Source organism: Novosphingobium decolorationis, from assembly GCF_018417475.1.
Classification (GTDB): domain Bacteria; phylum Pseudomonadota; class Alphaproteobacteria; order Sphingomonadales; family Sphingomonadaceae; genus Novosphingobium; species Novosphingobium decolorationis.
The window spans coordinates 892,836-909,521 of sequence record NZ_CP054856.1 but is presented as its reverse complement, the minus strand read 5'-3'; the positions used below and the strand labels follow the sequence as shown (position 1 = coordinate 909,521).

Annotated in this window: 13 protein-coding genes; 5 read left to right on the top strand and 8 right to left on the bottom strand. The window is 65.8% G+C overall.

From position 1 onward, the window contains the following. Positions 1-9 precede the first annotated feature (9 nt). A complete protein-coding gene (gene trxA, locus HT578_RS04210) occupies positions 10-330 on the top strand; it encodes a thioredoxin (RefSeq protein ID WP_039392795.1) in 321 nt (106 codons plus the stop codon). A 67-nt stretch (positions 331-397) separates the two neighbouring features. On the opposite strand, the gene HT578_RS04205 is transcribed toward trxA, so the two are convergent. The 3 genes from HT578_RS04205 to argJ are packed head-to-tail and all read right to left on the bottom strand — an operon-like array spanning position 398 to position 3,094. Next, positions 398-1,207, bottom strand: a complete 810-nt coding sequence (locus HT578_RS04205; RefSeq protein ID WP_213502294.1) for an inositol monophosphatase family protein — start codon at positions 1,205-1,207, stop codon at positions 398-400. Between the two features lie 23 nt (positions 1,208-1,230). Then, complete coding sequence (locus tag HT578_RS04200) at positions 1,231-1,854, bottom strand: glutathione S-transferase family protein (protein ID WP_213502293.1); 624 nt, start codon at positions 1,852-1,854, stop codon at positions 1,231-1,233. A gap of 13 nt (positions 1,855-1,867) precedes the next feature. Then, positions 1,868-3,094 carry a bifunctional glutamate N-acetyltransferase/amino-acid acetyltransferase ArgJ gene (gene argJ / locus HT578_RS04195; RefSeq protein ID WP_213502292.1) on the bottom strand — a complete coding sequence of 409 codons (1,227 nt, stop codon included), beginning with the start codon at positions 3,092-3,094 and terminating at the stop codon, positions 1,868-1,870. An 83-nt stretch (positions 3,095-3,177) separates the two neighbouring features. Between argJ and HT578_RS04190 the strand changes: the two genes are divergently transcribed. Then, complete coding sequence (locus HT578_RS04190; RefSeq protein WP_239026596.1) at positions 3,178-3,498, top strand: hypothetical protein; 321 nt, start codon at positions 3,178-3,180, stop codon at positions 3,496-3,498. Positions 3,499-3,634: 136 nt separating this feature from the next. After that, complete coding sequence (secA, locus tag HT578_RS04185; RefSeq protein WP_213502291.1) at positions 3,635-6,382, top strand: preprotein translocase subunit SecA; 2,748 nt, start codon at positions 3,635-3,637, stop codon at positions 6,380-6,382. Positions 6,383-6,484: 102 nt separating this feature from the next. Here the strand turns inward: secA and HT578_RS04180 are convergent, their stop codons facing one another. From HT578_RS04180 to HT578_RS04170, 3 genes are all read right to left on the bottom strand, one after another. Continuing rightward, complete coding sequence (locus tag HT578_RS04180; protein WP_213502290.1) at positions 6,485-6,892, bottom strand: hypothetical protein; 408 nt, start codon at positions 6,890-6,892, stop codon at positions 6,485-6,487. Between the two features lie 95 nt (positions 6,893-6,987). After that, positions 6,988-7,434: a GFA family protein gene (locus HT578_RS04175; protein ID WP_213502289.1), complete on the bottom strand. Its 447-nt coding sequence runs from the start codon at positions 7,432-7,434 to the stop codon at positions 6,988-6,990. Between the two features lie 85 nt (positions 7,435-7,519). Next, positions 7,520-10,117 carry a TonB-dependent receptor gene (locus HT578_RS04170; protein WP_213502288.1) on the bottom strand — a complete coding sequence of 866 codons (2,598 nt, stop codon included), beginning with the start codon at positions 10,115-10,117 and terminating at the stop codon, positions 7,520-7,522. 124 nt (positions 10,118-10,241) lie between these two features. Here HT578_RS04170 and HT578_RS04165 point away from each other — a divergent pair, with 124 nt between their 5' ends. Together HT578_RS04165 and HT578_RS04160 are read left to right on the top strand one after the other, a co-directional pair. Continuing rightward, positions 10,242-10,778: an RNA polymerase sigma factor gene (locus HT578_RS04165; protein ID WP_213502287.1), complete on the top strand. Its 537-nt coding sequence runs from the start codon at positions 10,242-10,244 to the stop codon at positions 10,776-10,778. 6 nt (positions 10,779-10,784) lie between these two features. Next, complete coding sequence (locus HT578_RS04160) at positions 10,785-11,849, top strand: FecR family protein (protein ID WP_213502286.1); 1,065 nt, start codon at positions 10,785-10,787, stop codon at positions 11,847-11,849. Between the two features lie 125 nt (positions 11,850-11,974). Here the strand turns inward: HT578_RS04160 and HT578_RS04155 are convergent, their stop codons facing one another. Together HT578_RS04155 and HT578_RS04150 are read right to left on the bottom strand one after the other, a co-directional pair. Then, positions 11,975-13,468 (bottom strand): amidohydrolase, encoded by a 1,494-nt coding sequence (locus HT578_RS04155; protein ID WP_422394371.1) that lies wholly within the window; start codon positions 13,466-13,468, stop codon positions 11,975-11,977. Positions 13,469-13,569: 101 nt separating this feature from the next. Then, positions 13,570-16,566 (bottom strand): TonB-dependent receptor domain-containing protein, encoded by a 2,997-nt coding sequence (locus tag HT578_RS04150; protein WP_213502285.1) that lies wholly within the window; start codon positions 16,564-16,566, stop codon positions 13,570-13,572. Positions 16,567-16,686: the final 120 nt, after the last annotated feature.

Here is a 16,686-nt window from a genome sequence, read left to right as displayed (position 1 = left end):
GTTCTCCCAATGCCCACGATTGCCGTAACCGATTCCAGCTTCGAAGATGACGTCCTCAAGTCCGAGACGCCCGTTCTCGTCGATTTCTGGGCCGACTGGTGCGGTCCGTGCAAGATGATCGGCCCGGCTCTCGAAGAGATCTCGGACGAGCTCGACGGCAAGGTCAAGATCGCCAAGATGGACATCATGGCCAACACCGAAGTGCCCGGCCAGATCGGCGTGAAGTCGATCCCGCTGATGGTGCTGTTCAAGAACGGCGAAGCCGTCGCCCAGAAGCTGGGTGCCGCGCCCAAGAACGCTCTCAAGGGCTGGATCGAAAGCGAGATCTGATCGCACCGATTCCAAGCGCCCGACAGGGCCTTACCGGACCCCTTCCACGCCTTGGCGCGGGAGGGGTTCAGTGCATCTGGAGAGCAAGCTTGGCGAAGTCCGCCCACAATTCGGGCGAGGCCGCGCCGACCAGATCGCGGCGCTCGTATTCGTCGACGCGGTACGGGGTGCCGTCGGGGCGTGCGGCCATGCCGCCTGCCTCGTTGAGGAACAGGACGCCCGCCGCGTGGTCCCAGGGGAGCGTGCGGTTGAACATCGAGACATCGTTGGTGCCCAGCACCAGGCGCGGGTACTGCTCGGCCGCGCAGCGCGGGATGTCGACGAGCGTGTAGTGCGGCGCGGCCAGCGCCATGAATTTCTCGCGCGTGCCCTCTTCCATGAACAGCGTCGAGATTGCCGCGACGGGCGGCGTTTCGCCGCTGGTGCGTGCGCTAATGCGGTAGTCGCCGATATGCGCGCCCTTGCCCAGACTTGCGTGGCAGAAGCGTCCGGTCAGCGTGTCGAGTATCCAGCCGCCGATGGTCTCACCCTTGTCGGCGAGCGCTACGAGGACGCCGAAAGGCGCTTTGCCCTGCGAGAAGTTCATCGTCCCGTCGAGCGGATCGACGATCCAGCACAAGTTGTCCTTGAGCTTTTCCATTACCGTGGGATCGGCGGCGACGGCCTCTTCGCCCACGACGCAGGCTTCGGGCAGGATCTGCGAGAGGCGCGCGGTCAGGATCGCCTCGCTCTCTTGGTCGGCGATGGTGACGACATCGTTCACCCCCTTGTCCATGATCTGGTCGAGCTCGAGCTTGCGGTAGCGCGCCTTGATGGCCCGGTCCGAGGCTTCGCGCATCACCGTCTCGACGGCGCGGGTCAGGGCAGGGGTGATCATGGGAGGGACCTTTCGGGTCTGGCTCAGGAGAGGGGGAGGGCGACGTGCTCTCGGTAGGCCGGGCGTTCCAGCAGGCGCTGGTACCAGGCATGGACGTGCGGCAGGTCGGCGGTTTCGGGTGCGAGCGTGAACCACGAGTGGATGAACGGGCCCATCGCGATGTCACCGACGCCGATCTGATGGCCTGAGAGCCACGGCGTTGTCGCAAGCTGCGCGTCCAGCACGGCCAGCAGTCGCTCACATGTGGCTTTCGAGGCGGCAATCGCGGCGGTGTCGCGCGCCTCTTCGGGCGTGCGCACGAGGCCAAGGTACATGTCCTTCTGCGCCGCGCCGTAGCCGGTCTGCCAGTCCATCCAGCGCTCGGCGAGGGCACGGTCGATGGGATCGGCAAGGTACCAGCGCGGGCCACCGTATTCGGCGGCCATGTAGCGCACGATACTGTTCGATTCCCACAAGGTCAGCTTGCCGTCCGCGATGGTCGGGATCAGCCGGTTGGGGTTTTGCGCAAGGTATTCCTCGGAAAAGCCGAAGGAGCCGCCCATGTCGATGCGTGTGAAGGCGAGGCCCAGTTCGGCCGCGAACCAGACGACCTTCTTCACGTTGTGCGAATCGGGCCGCCCCCAGATGCGGAAGAAAGGCTCGGTCATGGGGCGCTGTGCCTTAGCTGCGGTAGTCGGCGTTGATCGAGATGTAACCGTGCGTGAGGTCGCAGGTCCACACCGTCGCCTGGCCTTCGCCAAGGCCCAGGTCCACCTCGATGGTGACATCCTGGCCCTTGAGGTGGGCGGCGACCGGCGCCTCGTCGTAGTCGGCCAGCGGCAGGCCTTCCTTTGCGGCCCAGGTGCCGCCGAAGCCGATGGAGAGCGTGTCGCGGTTGGCCGGTTCGCCCGCCTTGCCCACGGCCATGACGACGCGGCCCCAGTTCGCGTCCTCGCCCGCAATGGCGGTCTTCACCAGTGGCGAGTTGGCAATCGCCATGCCAACCTTGCGCGCGCTCTCGTCCGAAACCGCGCCCGTCACCGAGACGGCGATGAACTTGTTGGCACCCTCGCCATCGCGCACGACGAGGTGGGCAAGCTGGCGGCACACGTCCTGGATGGCGGCGGCAAAGGCATCGGCGCCCGGGCTCTGCGCGGTGACGAGCGGCGCATTGCCCGCCTTGCCGGTCGCAAAGGCGAGCACGGTGTCGCTGGTCGAGGTGTCGGAATCGACCGTGATGCACGAGAAGCTGCGCAGGTTCGCGGCCGAGAGGCATTCCTGCAGGAAGGCCGGTTCCACCGCGGCGTCGGTGAAGATGTAGCCCAGCATCGTGGCCATGTCGGGCGCGATCATGCCCGAACCCTTGATGATGGCGCCCAGCGTGACCTTGGTGTCGCCGATCATGGCCGTGGCGCTCGCGCCCTTGGCGAAGGTGTCGGTCGTCGCGATGGTGTTGGCGGCCTCTTCCCAGGTGCACGGCGCGGCGGAGAAGGCCTTTTCAACGCCCTCGCGCGCCTTGTCCTTGGGGAGCGGCACGCCGATCACGCCGGTCGAGGAGACGAACACGTCCTCGCGCGCGCAGCCCAGGTTTCCGGCCACCTGATCCATGATCTGCTCGACCGCCTCGCGCCCGCGATAGCCGGTGAAGGCGTTGGAATTGCCTGCATTCACCACCAATGCGCGGGCGGTGCCCCGCTTCACGTTCTCGCGGCCGATCTCGACCTCGGACGAACAGCATAGGTTCTTGGTGAACACGCCGGCGACCGCGGTCCCCTCGGTAAAGGTCACGTAGGTGAGGTCGCAGCGCCCCCAGTCCTTGTACCCCGCGCGCACGACATGCGGGGTCACGCCTGCAATGGCAGGCACTTCGGGGAAGGGCTGGGCGAGCGGGCTGACGGGATGACTCATGGCAAAAGCGCCTAGCGCATGGCCCCGCAAGGTCAAGTATCGGCGAGGAAGCGGCCGAAATTTGGGACCAATTGCGCTTGGTAGTGGACAGTGGTGATGAGGGTTACTATCTCCCCGGCATGGCCAATCGCCTGCTATTGACCCTGCTTGCCCTTCTGACGGGCCTTGCCGCCCATGCCGAGGCGCCGCAGGCGCGCGCCGGTCAGGTGCCTTCCGCGCAGCAGGTGGCGCTTCTGGTCGAGACCGGACAGGCCCGGGCGCCGCGCGCGCCCGTGGCGCTGGCCCGTCTTCCCGAACCGGGGCTTCGCAATACGCGCCTTGTCGCGCTTTCGGCCCAGCCGGGACAGCCCGCTGCGCCGCGCGTTCGGGCCGCGCAGACCGGGATCGACCGCGCGCGCGAGTAACGCGGCCCACCAACATGAATTTCGCCGCCCCACCGGAGCGGCCTTTTCCGCGTGCGCCTGGTGTCCTGTGTGAGGGACTTTCGCGCCGCGTGATCATCGCATTTTCCAGATTCTCCTAAAAACAGGGATTCCCGCCATGCTCGGCGCACTCGTCAAGAACATCTTCGGCTCGTCCAACGAGCGCCACGTCAAGTCTCTGCGCAAGGTCGTCGACCAGATCAATGCGTTCGAACCCGCCATCGAGGCGATGAGCGATGAGGAACTGGCCGCCCAGACTCCCAAGTTCCGCGAGATGCTCGCGAACGGCTCCACGCTCGATGACCTGCTTCCCGAAGCCTTTGCCACCGTGCGCGAGGCTTCACGCCGCGTCTTTGGCATGCGCCACTTCGACGTTCAGATGATCGGCGGCATTGTCCTGCACCGCGGCGAAATCGCGGAAATGCGCACGGGTGAGGGCAAGACCCTGGTGGCAACGACCGCCACCTACCTCAACGCGCTGGAAGGCAAGGGCGTTCACGTCATCACCGTGAACGACTACCTGGCTCGCCGCGACGCCGAGGAGATGGGCCGCCTGCACAATTTTCTCGGCCTCACCATCGGCGTCATCGTTCCCAATCTCGACGAGTTCCAGCGCCGCGAGGCCTATGCCGCGGACATCACCTACGGCACGAACAACGAGTTCGGGTTCGACTACCTGCGCGACAACATGAAGCATGAGCGCAGCCAGATGGTGCAGCGCGACTTCAACTTCGCCATCGTCGACGAGGTCGACTCGATCCTGATCGACGAGGCGCGCACCCCGCTCATCATCTCGGGGCCCACCGACGACAAGTCCGAGCTCTACATCGCGGTCGACGCGGTGGTGAAGCAGCTCTCGGACGAGGATTACGAGAAGGACGAGAAGACCAAGAACATCACGCTGACAGAGGACGGCGTGGAGAAGGTCGAGCGTATTCTCGAGGCCGAAGGGCTGCTGGAAGGTTCCAACCTCTACGACGTCGAGAACACGCAGGTCGTCCACCACCTCGACCAGGCCCTCAAGGCCGTGGTCATGTTCAAGCGCGATACGGACTACATCGTGAAGGACGACAAGGTCGTCATCATCGACGAGTTCACGGGCCGCATGATGGACGGACGCCGCTGGTCGAACGGCCTGCACCAGGCGGTCGAGGCCAAGGAAGGCGTCAAGATCGAGCCGGAGAACCAGACACTCGCCTCGATCACCTTCCAGAACTACTTCCGCATGTACCCCAAGCTCTCGGGCATGACCGGTACGGCTGCGACCGAGGCGGCCGAGTTCTTCGACATCTACAAGATGAACGTCGTCACCATCCCGACGAACAAGCCGATTTCGCGCATCGACGAGGAAGACGAGTTCTACAAGAACACGATGGACAAGTTCGCGGCGATCGCGAAGCTGATCCGCGACAAGCATGAGAGCGGCCAGCCGGTGCTGGTGGGCACGGTCTCGATCGAGAAGTCGGAACTGCTCTCGGACTTCCTCAACAAGGAGGGCGTCAAGCACTCGGTCCTCAACGCCCGCTTCCACGAGATGGAAGCGCACATCGTGGCGCAGGCAGGCCGTCTGGGCGCGGTGACCATCGCCACCAACATGGCCGGGCGCGGCACCGACATCCAGCTGGGTGGCAACCTTGAGTTCCGGATCGAGGCCGAGCTTGCCGACATGCCCGAAGGGCCTGAGCGTGAAGCCGGTGTCGCCCGTATCAAGGAGGAAATCGCGGCCGAGAAGGCACAGGTGCTGGAAGCCGGCGGCCTGTGCGTGATCGGCACCGAGCGCCACGAAAGCCGCCGTATCGACAACCAGCTGCGCGGCCGTTCGGGCCGTCAGGGCGACCCCGGCCTTTCCAAGTTCTACCTGTGCCTTGAAGACGATCTCCTGCGCATCTTCGGCCCTGACACGCTGTTCTCCAAGATGATGAACAGCAACCTTGCCGATGGCGAGGCGATCGGTTCCAAGTGGCTTTCCAAGGCCATCGAGACGGCGCAGAAGAAGGTCGAGGCGCGCAACTACGAAGTGCGCAAGCAGGTCGTCGAATACGACGACGTGATGAACGACCAGCGCAAGGTCATCTACGAGCAGCGCTCGGACATCATGGACGCCGAGGCGCTCGACGACGTCGTGCTCGACATGCGCCACGACACGGTCAACACGCTGGTGGCCGAGGCCTGCCCGCAAGGCTCCTACCCCGAGCACTGGAACATCGAGGGGCTCAAGGAACGCGCGAAGGAAATCCTGGGCGTCGAAGCCCCCATCGATGCGTGGGTCGAGGAAGATGGCATCGATCCTGAAGGCATCGAGGAGCGCCTTGCCGAACTCGCCGACGCGCACATGACCGCCAAGATGGAGAAGGACGATCCGGCGATCTGGCGCCAGGTCGAAAAGTCGATCCTGCTCGATCGTCTGGACCACCACTGGAAGGACCACCTCGCCACGCTCGACGCGCTGCGCCAGGTCGTGTTCCTGCGTGCCTACGCGCAGAAGACCCCGATCAACGAGTACAAGCAGGAAGCCTTTGGCCTGTTCGACTCGATGCTCTCGGCGATCCGCGAGGATGTGACCCGCATCCTGGCGATCAGCGAACTGCGCATGCCCGAACCGATCCAGGAGCCGAGCCTCCCTGAACTGCCCGACTTCCTGACCGGGCATATCGATCCGCTGACGGGCCTCGACAATTCGAACGACGGCGACGGTTCGGCGCTCAATCCGGCGCTGTTTGGCTCGCTTGCGGGCAGCCCGCAGGCGACCGCAAGCCCGGGCGGCACGGCCGAGAACCCTTACGCGCACATGGAGCTCAGCCGTAACGCGCTGTGTCCGTGCGGTTCGGGCAACAAGTACAAGCACTGCCACGGCGCGCTCGTCTAAAGGTCCGACCGACCGGCCGGATAGAACGAAGGCCCGGCTCCCGCAGATCGCGGGAGCCGGGCCTTCGTGCATTCGGTGGTACCCGTGTGTCCGGCCCGCGGGTCAGACCGGCATGTCGATGAAGGTCCCGTGCGCGATGGTGTGGAGGTAGCTGTCCGCGTCCTCCTGCCCATAGGCGCTGGCCACCAGGGGAATGGCGCGCGCGCTGCCGATGTCGTCGGGCGTGTCCTCCGGCGGGGCCTGTGATGGCGTGAAGGTGCGCACAAGAGCCTGCCGGATCGCGCGGGCGTCCTCGGCGCTCAGCTTTCCGGTCGCCACGTCGCTGTCGATGCGCCGTGCGAGCGCGGTGCGGAAGGCGTCGGCATCGAGCGTGCGCGTGGCGATGGCGGCCGCTTCCTGGGTGAGGTCGCGTATCTCGCTTTCGACATAAGCTACCCTTTGCGCGGCAAGTCCGCTTCCACGCAGCAGGTTGGTCACTTCGGCCCCGGATACGACAGCACTGATGCTCATGTCCCTCACCTCGCGTTTCCCGTCGTTCGCATGATGGCACCGCAAAAAGATTGCAAAGCTGCAAGCAGGGTAGTCCGCAGAGTTCCGGGTGACGCTCAGGTGGGCTCGCGGGTGACCGGGTCGAACGGGGGATAGAGTTCATAGATTTCGAGGGCCGGATCGAAATGGTCCCAGGGCAGGGCGTCCTTGCCGCAGATCACGTTCTCGGGGGTCACTTCGCCGGGCTCGTCGAGCGATCCGGCCTGGACCATCACGTTCTCACCGGGTAGCGCGCCCGAGGTGAAGATACGCCCACCGCAGGTGCCGCAAAAGTGGCGGGAAACCGCGCCGCCGCTCTCTCCGGCGCTGGTGTATATCGACGGCTCACCGTCGATGTGAAGCTGGTCGCGCGCGATCCCGACGATGGTCGTGTGCCCGGTTCCGGTCGCCTTCTGGCAGTCCCGGCAACAGCACTGCGTCTCGAACAGGCTGGGGCCCGTCACGCGGTACCGGATCGCACCGCACAGGCATCCCCCGCCGTATTCACGGTTCGCTTTCAGCATCCTCTTTCCTCTTCCATTTCGGTTCTTGTCGTTGGGGGCAAGGCTACCAGCGAGGCCCCGGCCTGCCTACCGGCAAGAAAGGCCCTCAGAATGTCACACCCAGTTCCAGGGCAAGAGTGCGCGGGCGCGGGGCGAAGACCTGACGCGCGCCCAGCGAGGTGGCGAGCACCTGCTCGGGACGGTGCGTGTCGAGCGCGTTGCGCAGGCTGAGCGACAGGTCCCAGCCGCCCCGTTCCACACCCGCCGCCAGATCGAGGCTCGCCCGCGCAAGGGTTCGGGCATAGCTCGATTGCAGGGTATTGAACTGCGAGGCAAAGCCGCTCGAGGCCACGGCGTCGAGGCGTCCCCACAGCGTCGTGCCCGAGGCAAGGCGGCGCTCGTAGGCAAGGCCGAGCGAGGCGGCGAGGCGCGGTATCATCGGCACCCGGTCGCCTGCGAAAAGCTGGCCCAGCGTGCCGGCCCGTTCCTGGTCGCGGGCGACACGGGCGTCGGTCCAGCTGGCGGAAAGCGCGAGCGCGAGTTCGTCGCTGGCCTGCCAGTGCGCGTTCACTTCCGCGCCGTCGATCGCGATTGAGCCGATGTTGGTGTTGTAGACAAAGGCGCTGTTGGGGCTCGAGGCGTTGTAGATCATGTCCGACCAGCCGATGTGGTAGAGCGCGCCTTGCAGCTCGATCCCGGCGCGGGGGAGGCCAAGGCGCAGACCCACTTCGTAGCTGCGCAGCGCATCGGCGGCGTAGCTGCGGTTCTCCTCGCTCAGCGACGGGGTGATATTGACCCCGCCCGGGCGGAAGCCATCGGCCATCTGCAGGTAGGCAACGAGATCGGGGGAGGGGCGCCAGGTCGCCTGAAGCTTGAGGTTCGAGCCGCTCTCACGCGTGCTGAAGCGGCCCGGGGCAATGTCCGCGGTGCCGGTGATGAGGTTGGGCGTGAAGATGTCGCCCCTTGCGGTCTTGCCATAGTGGAACAGGCGCAGACCCGCGGTCAGGCGAACGCGCGGGGAAAGGTCGTAGGAGGCTTCACCAAACAGCGCGGTCTGGTTGAGGGCGGTCCAGATGGCCCGTGCCCCGGTCACGTCGAGCGGGCGTACCAGCAGGCCCGAGGCCGCATCGGCGCGTGCGGTGATGCTGTCGACACGGTCGCGCCGGGTCTCGGCAAAAAGTCCCAGGGTCAGGGACGTGCGCGCAAGGGCCTCGGTGTGGAAACGGACTTCTCCGTTCGCACTGGTAACCCACATCGGCTGATAGAGGATTGCGGGAAGGCGCGTGGCCACGAAGGCGCGATAGGCCTCCCATTGCGTCTGCGTGCAGCTGGCGCCCTGGCCAAGCCCGGCATGGCGCAGGCAGCTGGCCGGGTTGTCGACAAGCCCTGCTATGACGTCGCTGAAGTCGCTCTGGCGTAGGACCTTCCAGCGGTAGAAGGTCGCAAGTGCGGTCAGCGTCCCCCAGTCGCTGCGCCAGTCGAGAGCGGCGTTGGCGAGGTTGAGCGTGTTTGCATTGGGGGTGCGAACGGCAAGGTCATTGGTTCGCGCGCCGCCACGGTCATCAAAGAACTGCGCACCATCGCTGCGCGTCTCCTGGTGGAAGAACGAGACCTTGAGGTCGAGATCGGGCCCGGGTGTCCAGGCGAGAGCGATGCGGCCGCCCTGGCGCTCGGCCCCGCCCTGGTCGGCGAGGGCGAAGCGCGGGTGGTCGATATAGCCACCCGTCGTGCGGTCATAGGCCACCGCGCGCAGCGCAAGCGTGTCGGAGGCAAGCGGAAGGTTGATCATGGCCGAGACGTGATGGCCGGGGCTCCCATGCCGGGTAATCGAGGCCCCGCCGCGAATCTCGCCGGAAGCTTCCGTCGCGTCGGGCGTGTTGAAAAGGAAGCGCAGGGTGCCCCCCATCGAGCTGGCCCCGTACAGCGTGCCTTGCGGGCCGCGCAGGACCTCTATGCGGGCAAGATCGACCAGTTCGAGGTCAAGCGCGATACCGCCCGGATCGAAAGTCGTGCCCGAGGGGCCGCTGACGGGAGAATCGCCGTAGTAGACGCCGACGGTTGGCTCGCCGCGCCCGTAGACCCCGCGCAGGGTGAGGCGGCTGGCCGCGCTGTTGTTCTGCGCGATGTTGAGCGAGGGCGTGGCCTGCGCGAGCGTGGCAAGACCGTCGATGCCGCGCTGGCGCTGGAGTTGGGCGCCGATCACTGTGAGATCGGCGGCGCTCTGGGCCAGCAGGGTCGGGTACTTGAAGGCGGTGACGAGGATGTCCGGGCGCGGGCTTTCAAGGCCTTGCGGAGGCGCGCCTTCCGGCCCCCGGTCGTGGGAGGACACCAGCGGGGGCGCGGCGGGCGAGGCAGGAACGATGAGGATGGCGCCGGAGTCCAGCTTGCGGGCGGAGAGGCCGCTTCCGGCAAGAAGCCGGGTCAGGGCCTCGTCGATGGTGTGGCGGCCCGTCAGGGGCGGGGCCTGCTTGCCGGCAACCAGCTCGGGGGCAAAAAGGATCTGTACGCCGCTCTGCCGGGCAAAGAGGACGAGGGCCAGCCGCAAGGGGCCGGCTGCGATCGTGTAGGCCGCGGCCGGAGTGCGCGCTGCGAGGGTCTGCGGCAGCGCAAAGAGCAGGCCGATCTGCAGCGCCAGGGCACAGCGCAGCAGCACGCGGCGCGCGCGTGTCCGGTCAGCGAAACCGGTCCTGGTCCTGTCCCTCATGTGCTGCGTGCCCTGTCGCGAGAGAGCCCGATTCCCCCCTGGTCGTGAATACTATCTTCTCTGCTTGACCCACCAATTTCAATATGTTGTTCTTCAATGCGAGAAGAGTATTCATTGGGGGAAGATGTCTGCCGGACAGGGGGTGGACATGGGGCTTCGTTTGAGTGTCATTCGCCCTCGTGAGGCGGAACACAGGGATACAGTCGTGGGTGCCGTGCGCGATTTTCTCGCGCGGCGCGTCGGTCTTCAGGAGGCTGAGGACATGGCTCAGGAGGTCGCCCTGCGCCTGCACCAGCGGCGTGGCGACAACCGCATCGAATCGCTGGAAAGCTATGCGTTTCAGGTGGCGCGCTCAGTGCTGACCGACCGTTGGCGGCGTGAAGCGGTTCGCCAGCGCGAGGCGCATATCTCGCTTGAGGATTACCACCATCCGGTCGAGGAAATCTCGCCTGCGCGCGTGCTCGAAGGCAAGCAGCGGCTCGCCAAGGTGATGGTCTCGCTGCGCGATCTGCCGGATCGGACACGGCAGGTCTTCGTCCTTCACCGCTTCGAAGAAATGAGTTATGCGGCCATCGCATCGCACTTCGGTATTTCGGTCAGCGCAGTTGAAAAGCATATCATGAAGGCTATTCGCCACCTCAGCGCCTGCGTGGGAGAGTAATTCCCCATGACAGGTACGTGCGTTAACGACGCAGCCGCCTCCTGGTATACGCGCCTCTCCAGCGACCACGTGGAGCCGTCCGAACGCGCGGCGTTCGAGGCGTGGTACGCGGCTGTTTCCGCGCACCGCATGGCCTGGGACCGGGTTGAGCGTGCCGCGCAGTTGGCGGACGAAGCGGCGCTGTCCGAGGAGGCCCGGCTTCTCGTTGCGGAGGCTCTGGCTGCTCCGGCGCGTGGGGAAGGGCAGGACGATGGCGAGGACGAAGCTGCGGACTGGATCGAAGCGGCTCGGACCTATGGCGAAGAGCCTCAGGCGCCGCCGGAACGGGGCGCGCGCCGGCTGGTTCTCGCCTCCTTGCTGGCGGCCGTGCTGGGAATCGGCACGCTGACGTTTCTTGCTTACCAGGGGGGCATCGGCGGCAGCGCAGGCGCACCCGAGGCGCGTATTCTTGCGACGAGCCGGGGCGAGGCTCCGCGGGCCTTCACACTCGAGGACGGGAGCGAAGTCACGCTCGATGCCGCCTCGAAGGTGCGTGTCCTGCCCGGAACTGCCGGCCGCACGCTGGAGCTGACGCAAGGGCAGGCGTATTTTCGGGTGGCCAAGGATGCGGAGCATCCCTTCACGGTGACTTCGGGCGGGTACCGGGTGACCGCGCTTGGCACCGAGTTCGACGTGGACCTGCGCGGGGATGGCCTTGATGTCGGCCTTGTCGAGGGGCGCGTGAAGGTGGATGCGCTCGGGCAGCGGGAACACAGCTGGACGCTGGAGCCGGGAATGGTGCTGTCGATCCGTGGCGAGGACGTGCAACTGATCGAGGGGCAGGCATCCGAAACACGCAGCTGGATGGACGGGCGCATCAGCTTCGACAACGCGCCGCTCGGCGATGTCGTCGCCCGGCTCAACCGTCATCTTGCGCATCACCTGGTGCTGGACCCGGCGCTGGAGGACCGGGTTTTCAGCGGCGTGGTGCGCACGGACGATCCGGCGGCGCTGATCGAGGCGCTGGAAGCCTACCAGATCGCGCGGCCTGACGTGGATGCTGACGGTGAGACGCGGCTCGTCCCGTATTGATTTTAGAAAAATGGTTCCGAGGGCCATCGCCCTCGGGCTCCCAAAACGGTCTAGCTCACCTCTGCAAAGCCGCCCAGGCTGAGAGTGGTGAGGTCGACCGTTTTGGGGTCAAGGGGCGATGGCCCCTATTCCGAAGCGGTCTTGCGATAGTCGAGCGGCGGCGGGCGGTCGCCGATCATGGCTTCGTACTTGAAATCGGCACCGCGGCGTTTCTCGAACTCGGTCGTGGCCTCGGCGATCTCGGCGGGGCTCACCAGCAGTTCGGCGGCGGTGAGGGCGAGGGTCTTGGCCGCCACCATCGCGCCCTTGAGGCCGATGGTGGAGCCTGCCGCAGCGGTGTTCTGCCAGCTGTGCCCGGCCGATCCCGGCACGAACGTCGCGGTCGAGAGGCCGACGGTCGGCTTGACCCAGCTGACATCGGCGACATCGGTGGAGCCCGACAGGGCCTTTTCCTCGATCACGGCGGGCTGGATCTGCCCCACGCTTTCAAGCGGCGCGGCGCGGTCCTTGAAGCTTTCCTGGAGCTTGCGGGCAAAGGCGGTTTCCTCGGCCGTCCAGGTGATCGCGCCGGCCTTGTGCAGCGAGCGGTCCATGACCTTCATCAGGGTTTCGTTGGGCAGCAGCGAATAGACGCCGCCGGTCTGTTCGAAGTCGACGCTGGTCTGGGTCCCCATGGCCGCGCCTTGCGAGGCTTCGCGCACCCAGCCCATGACATCGCGCACGACCTGCGGATCGACGTGGCGCACGTAGTAGTACACCTCGGCCTCGTCGGGTACGACGTTGGGGGCCTTGCCGCCATCGGTGATGACGTAGTGGATGCGCGTGCCGTCAGGAATGTGCTCGCGCATCATGTTGACCATGGCGTCCATCGCTTCCACGCCATCGAGTGCGGAGCGGCCTGCAGCAGGGGCCCCGGCGGCGTGCGACGAGCGGCCGTGGAAGCGGAACTTGCCCGAGATGTTGGCAAGGCTGGGGCCTTGCGCGGCCGAATTGGTGTTGCCCGGGTGCCAGTGGAGCGCGATGTCGATATCGTCGAACACCCCGTCGCGCACCATGTAGGCCTTGCCCGAGCCGCCTTCCTCGGCCGGGGTCCCGTAGACGCGCACCTCGCCCTTGATGCCGTTCGCCTCCATCCATTCCTTCACCGCGATCCCCGCGTAGGTCGAGGCGGTGCCGAAGAGGTTGTGGCCACATCCATGACCGCCTTCGGTTTCCAGCGGCTGGCGCATGGGAGAGGCGGCCTGCGAAAGGCCGGGCAGGGCGTCGTACTCGGCCAGGAGCGCGATCACCGGGCCCTCGCCGGTGCGGTAGCTGGCGACAAAGGCGGTGGGTTCGCCCGCGATGCCCGCTTTCACGGTGAAACCGGCCTCGGCCAGGCGCGACTGGAGGAGGCTGGAGCTTTGTGTCTCGAGGTAGCCCAGTTCGGCGTAGTCCCAGATCTTGAGTGCGGTTTCATCGAAGAGCGCCTTGTCGCTTTCCAGCGCGGCGAGGATCTGGTCCTGCTGCGCTTCGGGAATGGGGGCGGCCAGCGCGGGCGTGGTGAGGGCGGTGCTTGCCGCCAGCAGTGCGGCACGGGCCATGCGGCGCAGGCCGCGAAGGGGGATGGGAAGGAAGGTCATGTGCTGTCCTTGGTCTCAACTAAGATCGCAAAAGGACCTTCGGGGCCGAGGCCGCGTCCCGTGTGAGGGCGCAACGCCGGTCCCGAAGGCCAGGGCGGGTATCAGAAGCGCTTGGTGATCGAGGCGTTGAAGTAGCGCCCGATGACGTCGTAGTTCTGGGCGTCGTAGTTGCCCTCGCTGTCGCCCACCTGCGGGGGATGGCGGTTGAAAAGGTTGGTGATGCCGATGCGCAGTTCGGTCTCGGCGGGCAGCTGCGCACGCGCGTTGAGATCGAAGACGTCGTAGGCGCTCACCCCGCGCGTGGTGCTGGTGGGCGAGACGACGCGGTTGGAGGCGATCATCGAGGAAATGTGCCTCCAGCGCAGGCCCAGGCTGTAGCCGTCCTTGGACCAGGTGAACGCGCTCACCGACTTCCAGCGCGGGTGCGCGGTGCCCGCGCCCGATTCGATGCCGGTGCCGATGCTGCCCGCATAGTCGTAGGTCGGAGCGCCGGGCAGGGCCTGGATCGAGAAGGTGTCGAGGTAGCTGCCCGCGACGTTGATCGCGATCTCGCCCGGATCGCCGCCGAAGATGGTGTCGAGCCCGAAGTTCCAGTCGAACTGCACGTCGATGCCCTTCACGTTGAAGGTGCCCAGGTTCAGGAGCGGCTGGACCGGGTTGACCGGCACGCCGCTGTCCGAGCTGCGCTCGATCAGCGAGCAGTAGTAGTTCTGCGGATCGAAGTTCGGGTTGTTGCCGCCCGAGTTGAAGCAGAACTGGATGCCCTGTGCGATCGAGAGCGGGCCGATCGCCTCCTTCATCTTGATCTGGTACCAGTCGAACGAGAGCGACATGTTGGACAGCATCGGCGAGACGAAGGGCGAGGTCAGCACCGCGCCGAAGGACAGCGTGTCGGCCTTTTCTTCCTGCAGGTCCGGGTTGCCGCCGGTAAGGGCAAAGACCTGTGCGGTGCCGAGCTGGTAGCTGTCGATGATGCTCGCCGGGACACCTTGTGCGAGGCACAGGTCGCGCACGTCATCGCCCGCCGCGCCCTGCCGGTAGGAGGAGCGCACGTCGCACGGATCGCCGTTGGTGTTGCTGGGCGAGGGCGTGCCGATGCCCACGCTGCCGGTCGAGACGGGGGCGTAGAGCTCGCCCACGCTGGGCGCACGGATAGCGCGGTTGTACCCGCCGCGCAGGCGCACGTTGTCGATCACGCGCCAGTCGAAGTCGGCCTTGTAGGTGTGCACCCCGCCAACCGAACTGTAGTCCGAATAGCGGTAGCCAAGGTCGAGGTTGAATTCCTGGATCGCGGGCAGGTCACGCAGGATCGGCACGAACAGTTCGGCGAAGAATTCCTTGGTCGAGACCGAACCGGAGGCGGAACGCAGCACGCTGTAGCCCAGGATGTCGCTGGTGCCATCGGCCTGGCTGAGCTGGTTGTCGGGCTCGAACGTATAGGCGTTGTAGCGGTAGTCCGCGCCCACGGCGAAGCGCACCTGGCCTGCGGGCATCTCGAACAGGCCGCCCTGCATCGAGCCTTCGACCGTGCGCTGCTTGAGCGTATTGGTGTTGAGCGTGCGGCGCGAGATGAAGTCGATGCAGTCCTGCGAGGGCGTCAGGTTGCCGAAGGGGTTGAAGCCGCCTTCGCACAGGTCGCTGCCGCCACTCGGGCTGTAGAGCAGGTCGCGCAGGGCCGAGGCGCTGGCGCCGCCGGTCTGCTCGTTCTCGAACTTGGCCTTGCTCAGCGCGCCGTAGACTTCCCAGGTCCAGTCCTTGACGCCCACGTCACCCGCAAGGCCCGCCGTGCCCTGCCAGACGTTGTAGTGATAGCGCTGGTAGCGCGGGCCCAGGATGTTGAACGCCTTGTAGAAGGTGAAGTCGGCCTCGGGATCGGGGCGCGAGGCGAGGATCGAGGCGAATTCGCTGGAGATGAAGGGGTTGGAGACCGGGACGCTGAGACCATAGACATTGGAGGCCAGCGTCGGGTTGGCCCGGCCGACCGAGGTGTAGTCGGTCATCGAGAAGTCGGCGAAGGCGCGGATGCTATCGGTGAGCTCGTAATTGAGCTTGCCATAGAAGCTGTAGCGATCAAGGTCAGACTGGATCGAGCCGCCGGTATAGCCGAAGTTCAACTGCTGGTTGGTGGGCGAGGTGGTGACGAGGTACGCCTCGTCGGAATCGCCGTCCCGGAAGTTGTAGACCGGCACGCCGACATTGGTGAAGAGGCTCTGGTCGGTGTTGAAGCCCATCCAGCCGGTGTACTGCCCGGCGGCGTTTCCGGTCAGTGCGGGGGTGCCGTAGGTGCCCTGGAAGACGTCGTTGACGGCATCGATGCTGGGCAGGTTCGAGCCGAACAGGGCCGTGCCCTGGGGGATCGTGGCGAGCCCGGCGACCGTGGAACGGTAGCGGTAGTAGTCGCGGTTATACTGATAGGCGCGCGAGCGCTTGGTGTAGTCGAAGGACATGACCGCCGAACCGCGACCGTCCGCGAACTCCGAGCCTGCGACTGCGCCGATGCGGTAGCTCTCACCGTCCTTGTAGTCGCTCGTGCCGATCTGGCCGTGCATCTCGATGCCGTCGAAGCTGCGCTTGAGGCGGAAGTTGACGACGCCCGCGGTCGCGTCCGAGCCGTAGGTCGTCGAGGCGCCGCCGGTGATGACCTCGACGCTTTCGATAAGCGCTTCGGGGATGGTGTTGAGGTCGACCGAGCCGTCCGGGTTGGAGGGCTGGAGACGGCGCCCGTCGACCAGCAGCAGGGTTCGCTTGGCGCCAAGACCACGAAGGCTGGCGTAAGCCTGGCCGCCGTTGAGGCCGGTGCTGGTGGAGCCGCCATTCGATTCACCGAACGCGCCGGTGAACTGGGGCATCTGGGAGAGCGCCTTCTCGACCGTCAAACGTCCGCTGTCTTCCAGCGCTTCGTTGCCGATGGAGACGATCGGACTGTTCGCTTCGTAGTCGGGGCGGGCGATGCGCGAGCCGGTAACGACGATGCTGCCCACGTTCTCGGGCTCGGGAGGGGCTTCGGGCAGGCTCTGGGCAAGTGCGCCGGTGGCAAGCAGGGCGCAAGGTGCGCACGTACCGGTCAGGAACAGGCGAATGGGCGTTCTGGACTTCATCGTTACCCCTCATTTGGTGAAGTGATGTCACGTTCACCAACAAGAGACGCAGCGCGTTCAATGCCCCTCACTTCGGATACGAAATAATTTATAAAAAATGCCGGACGTGGATATTCCACG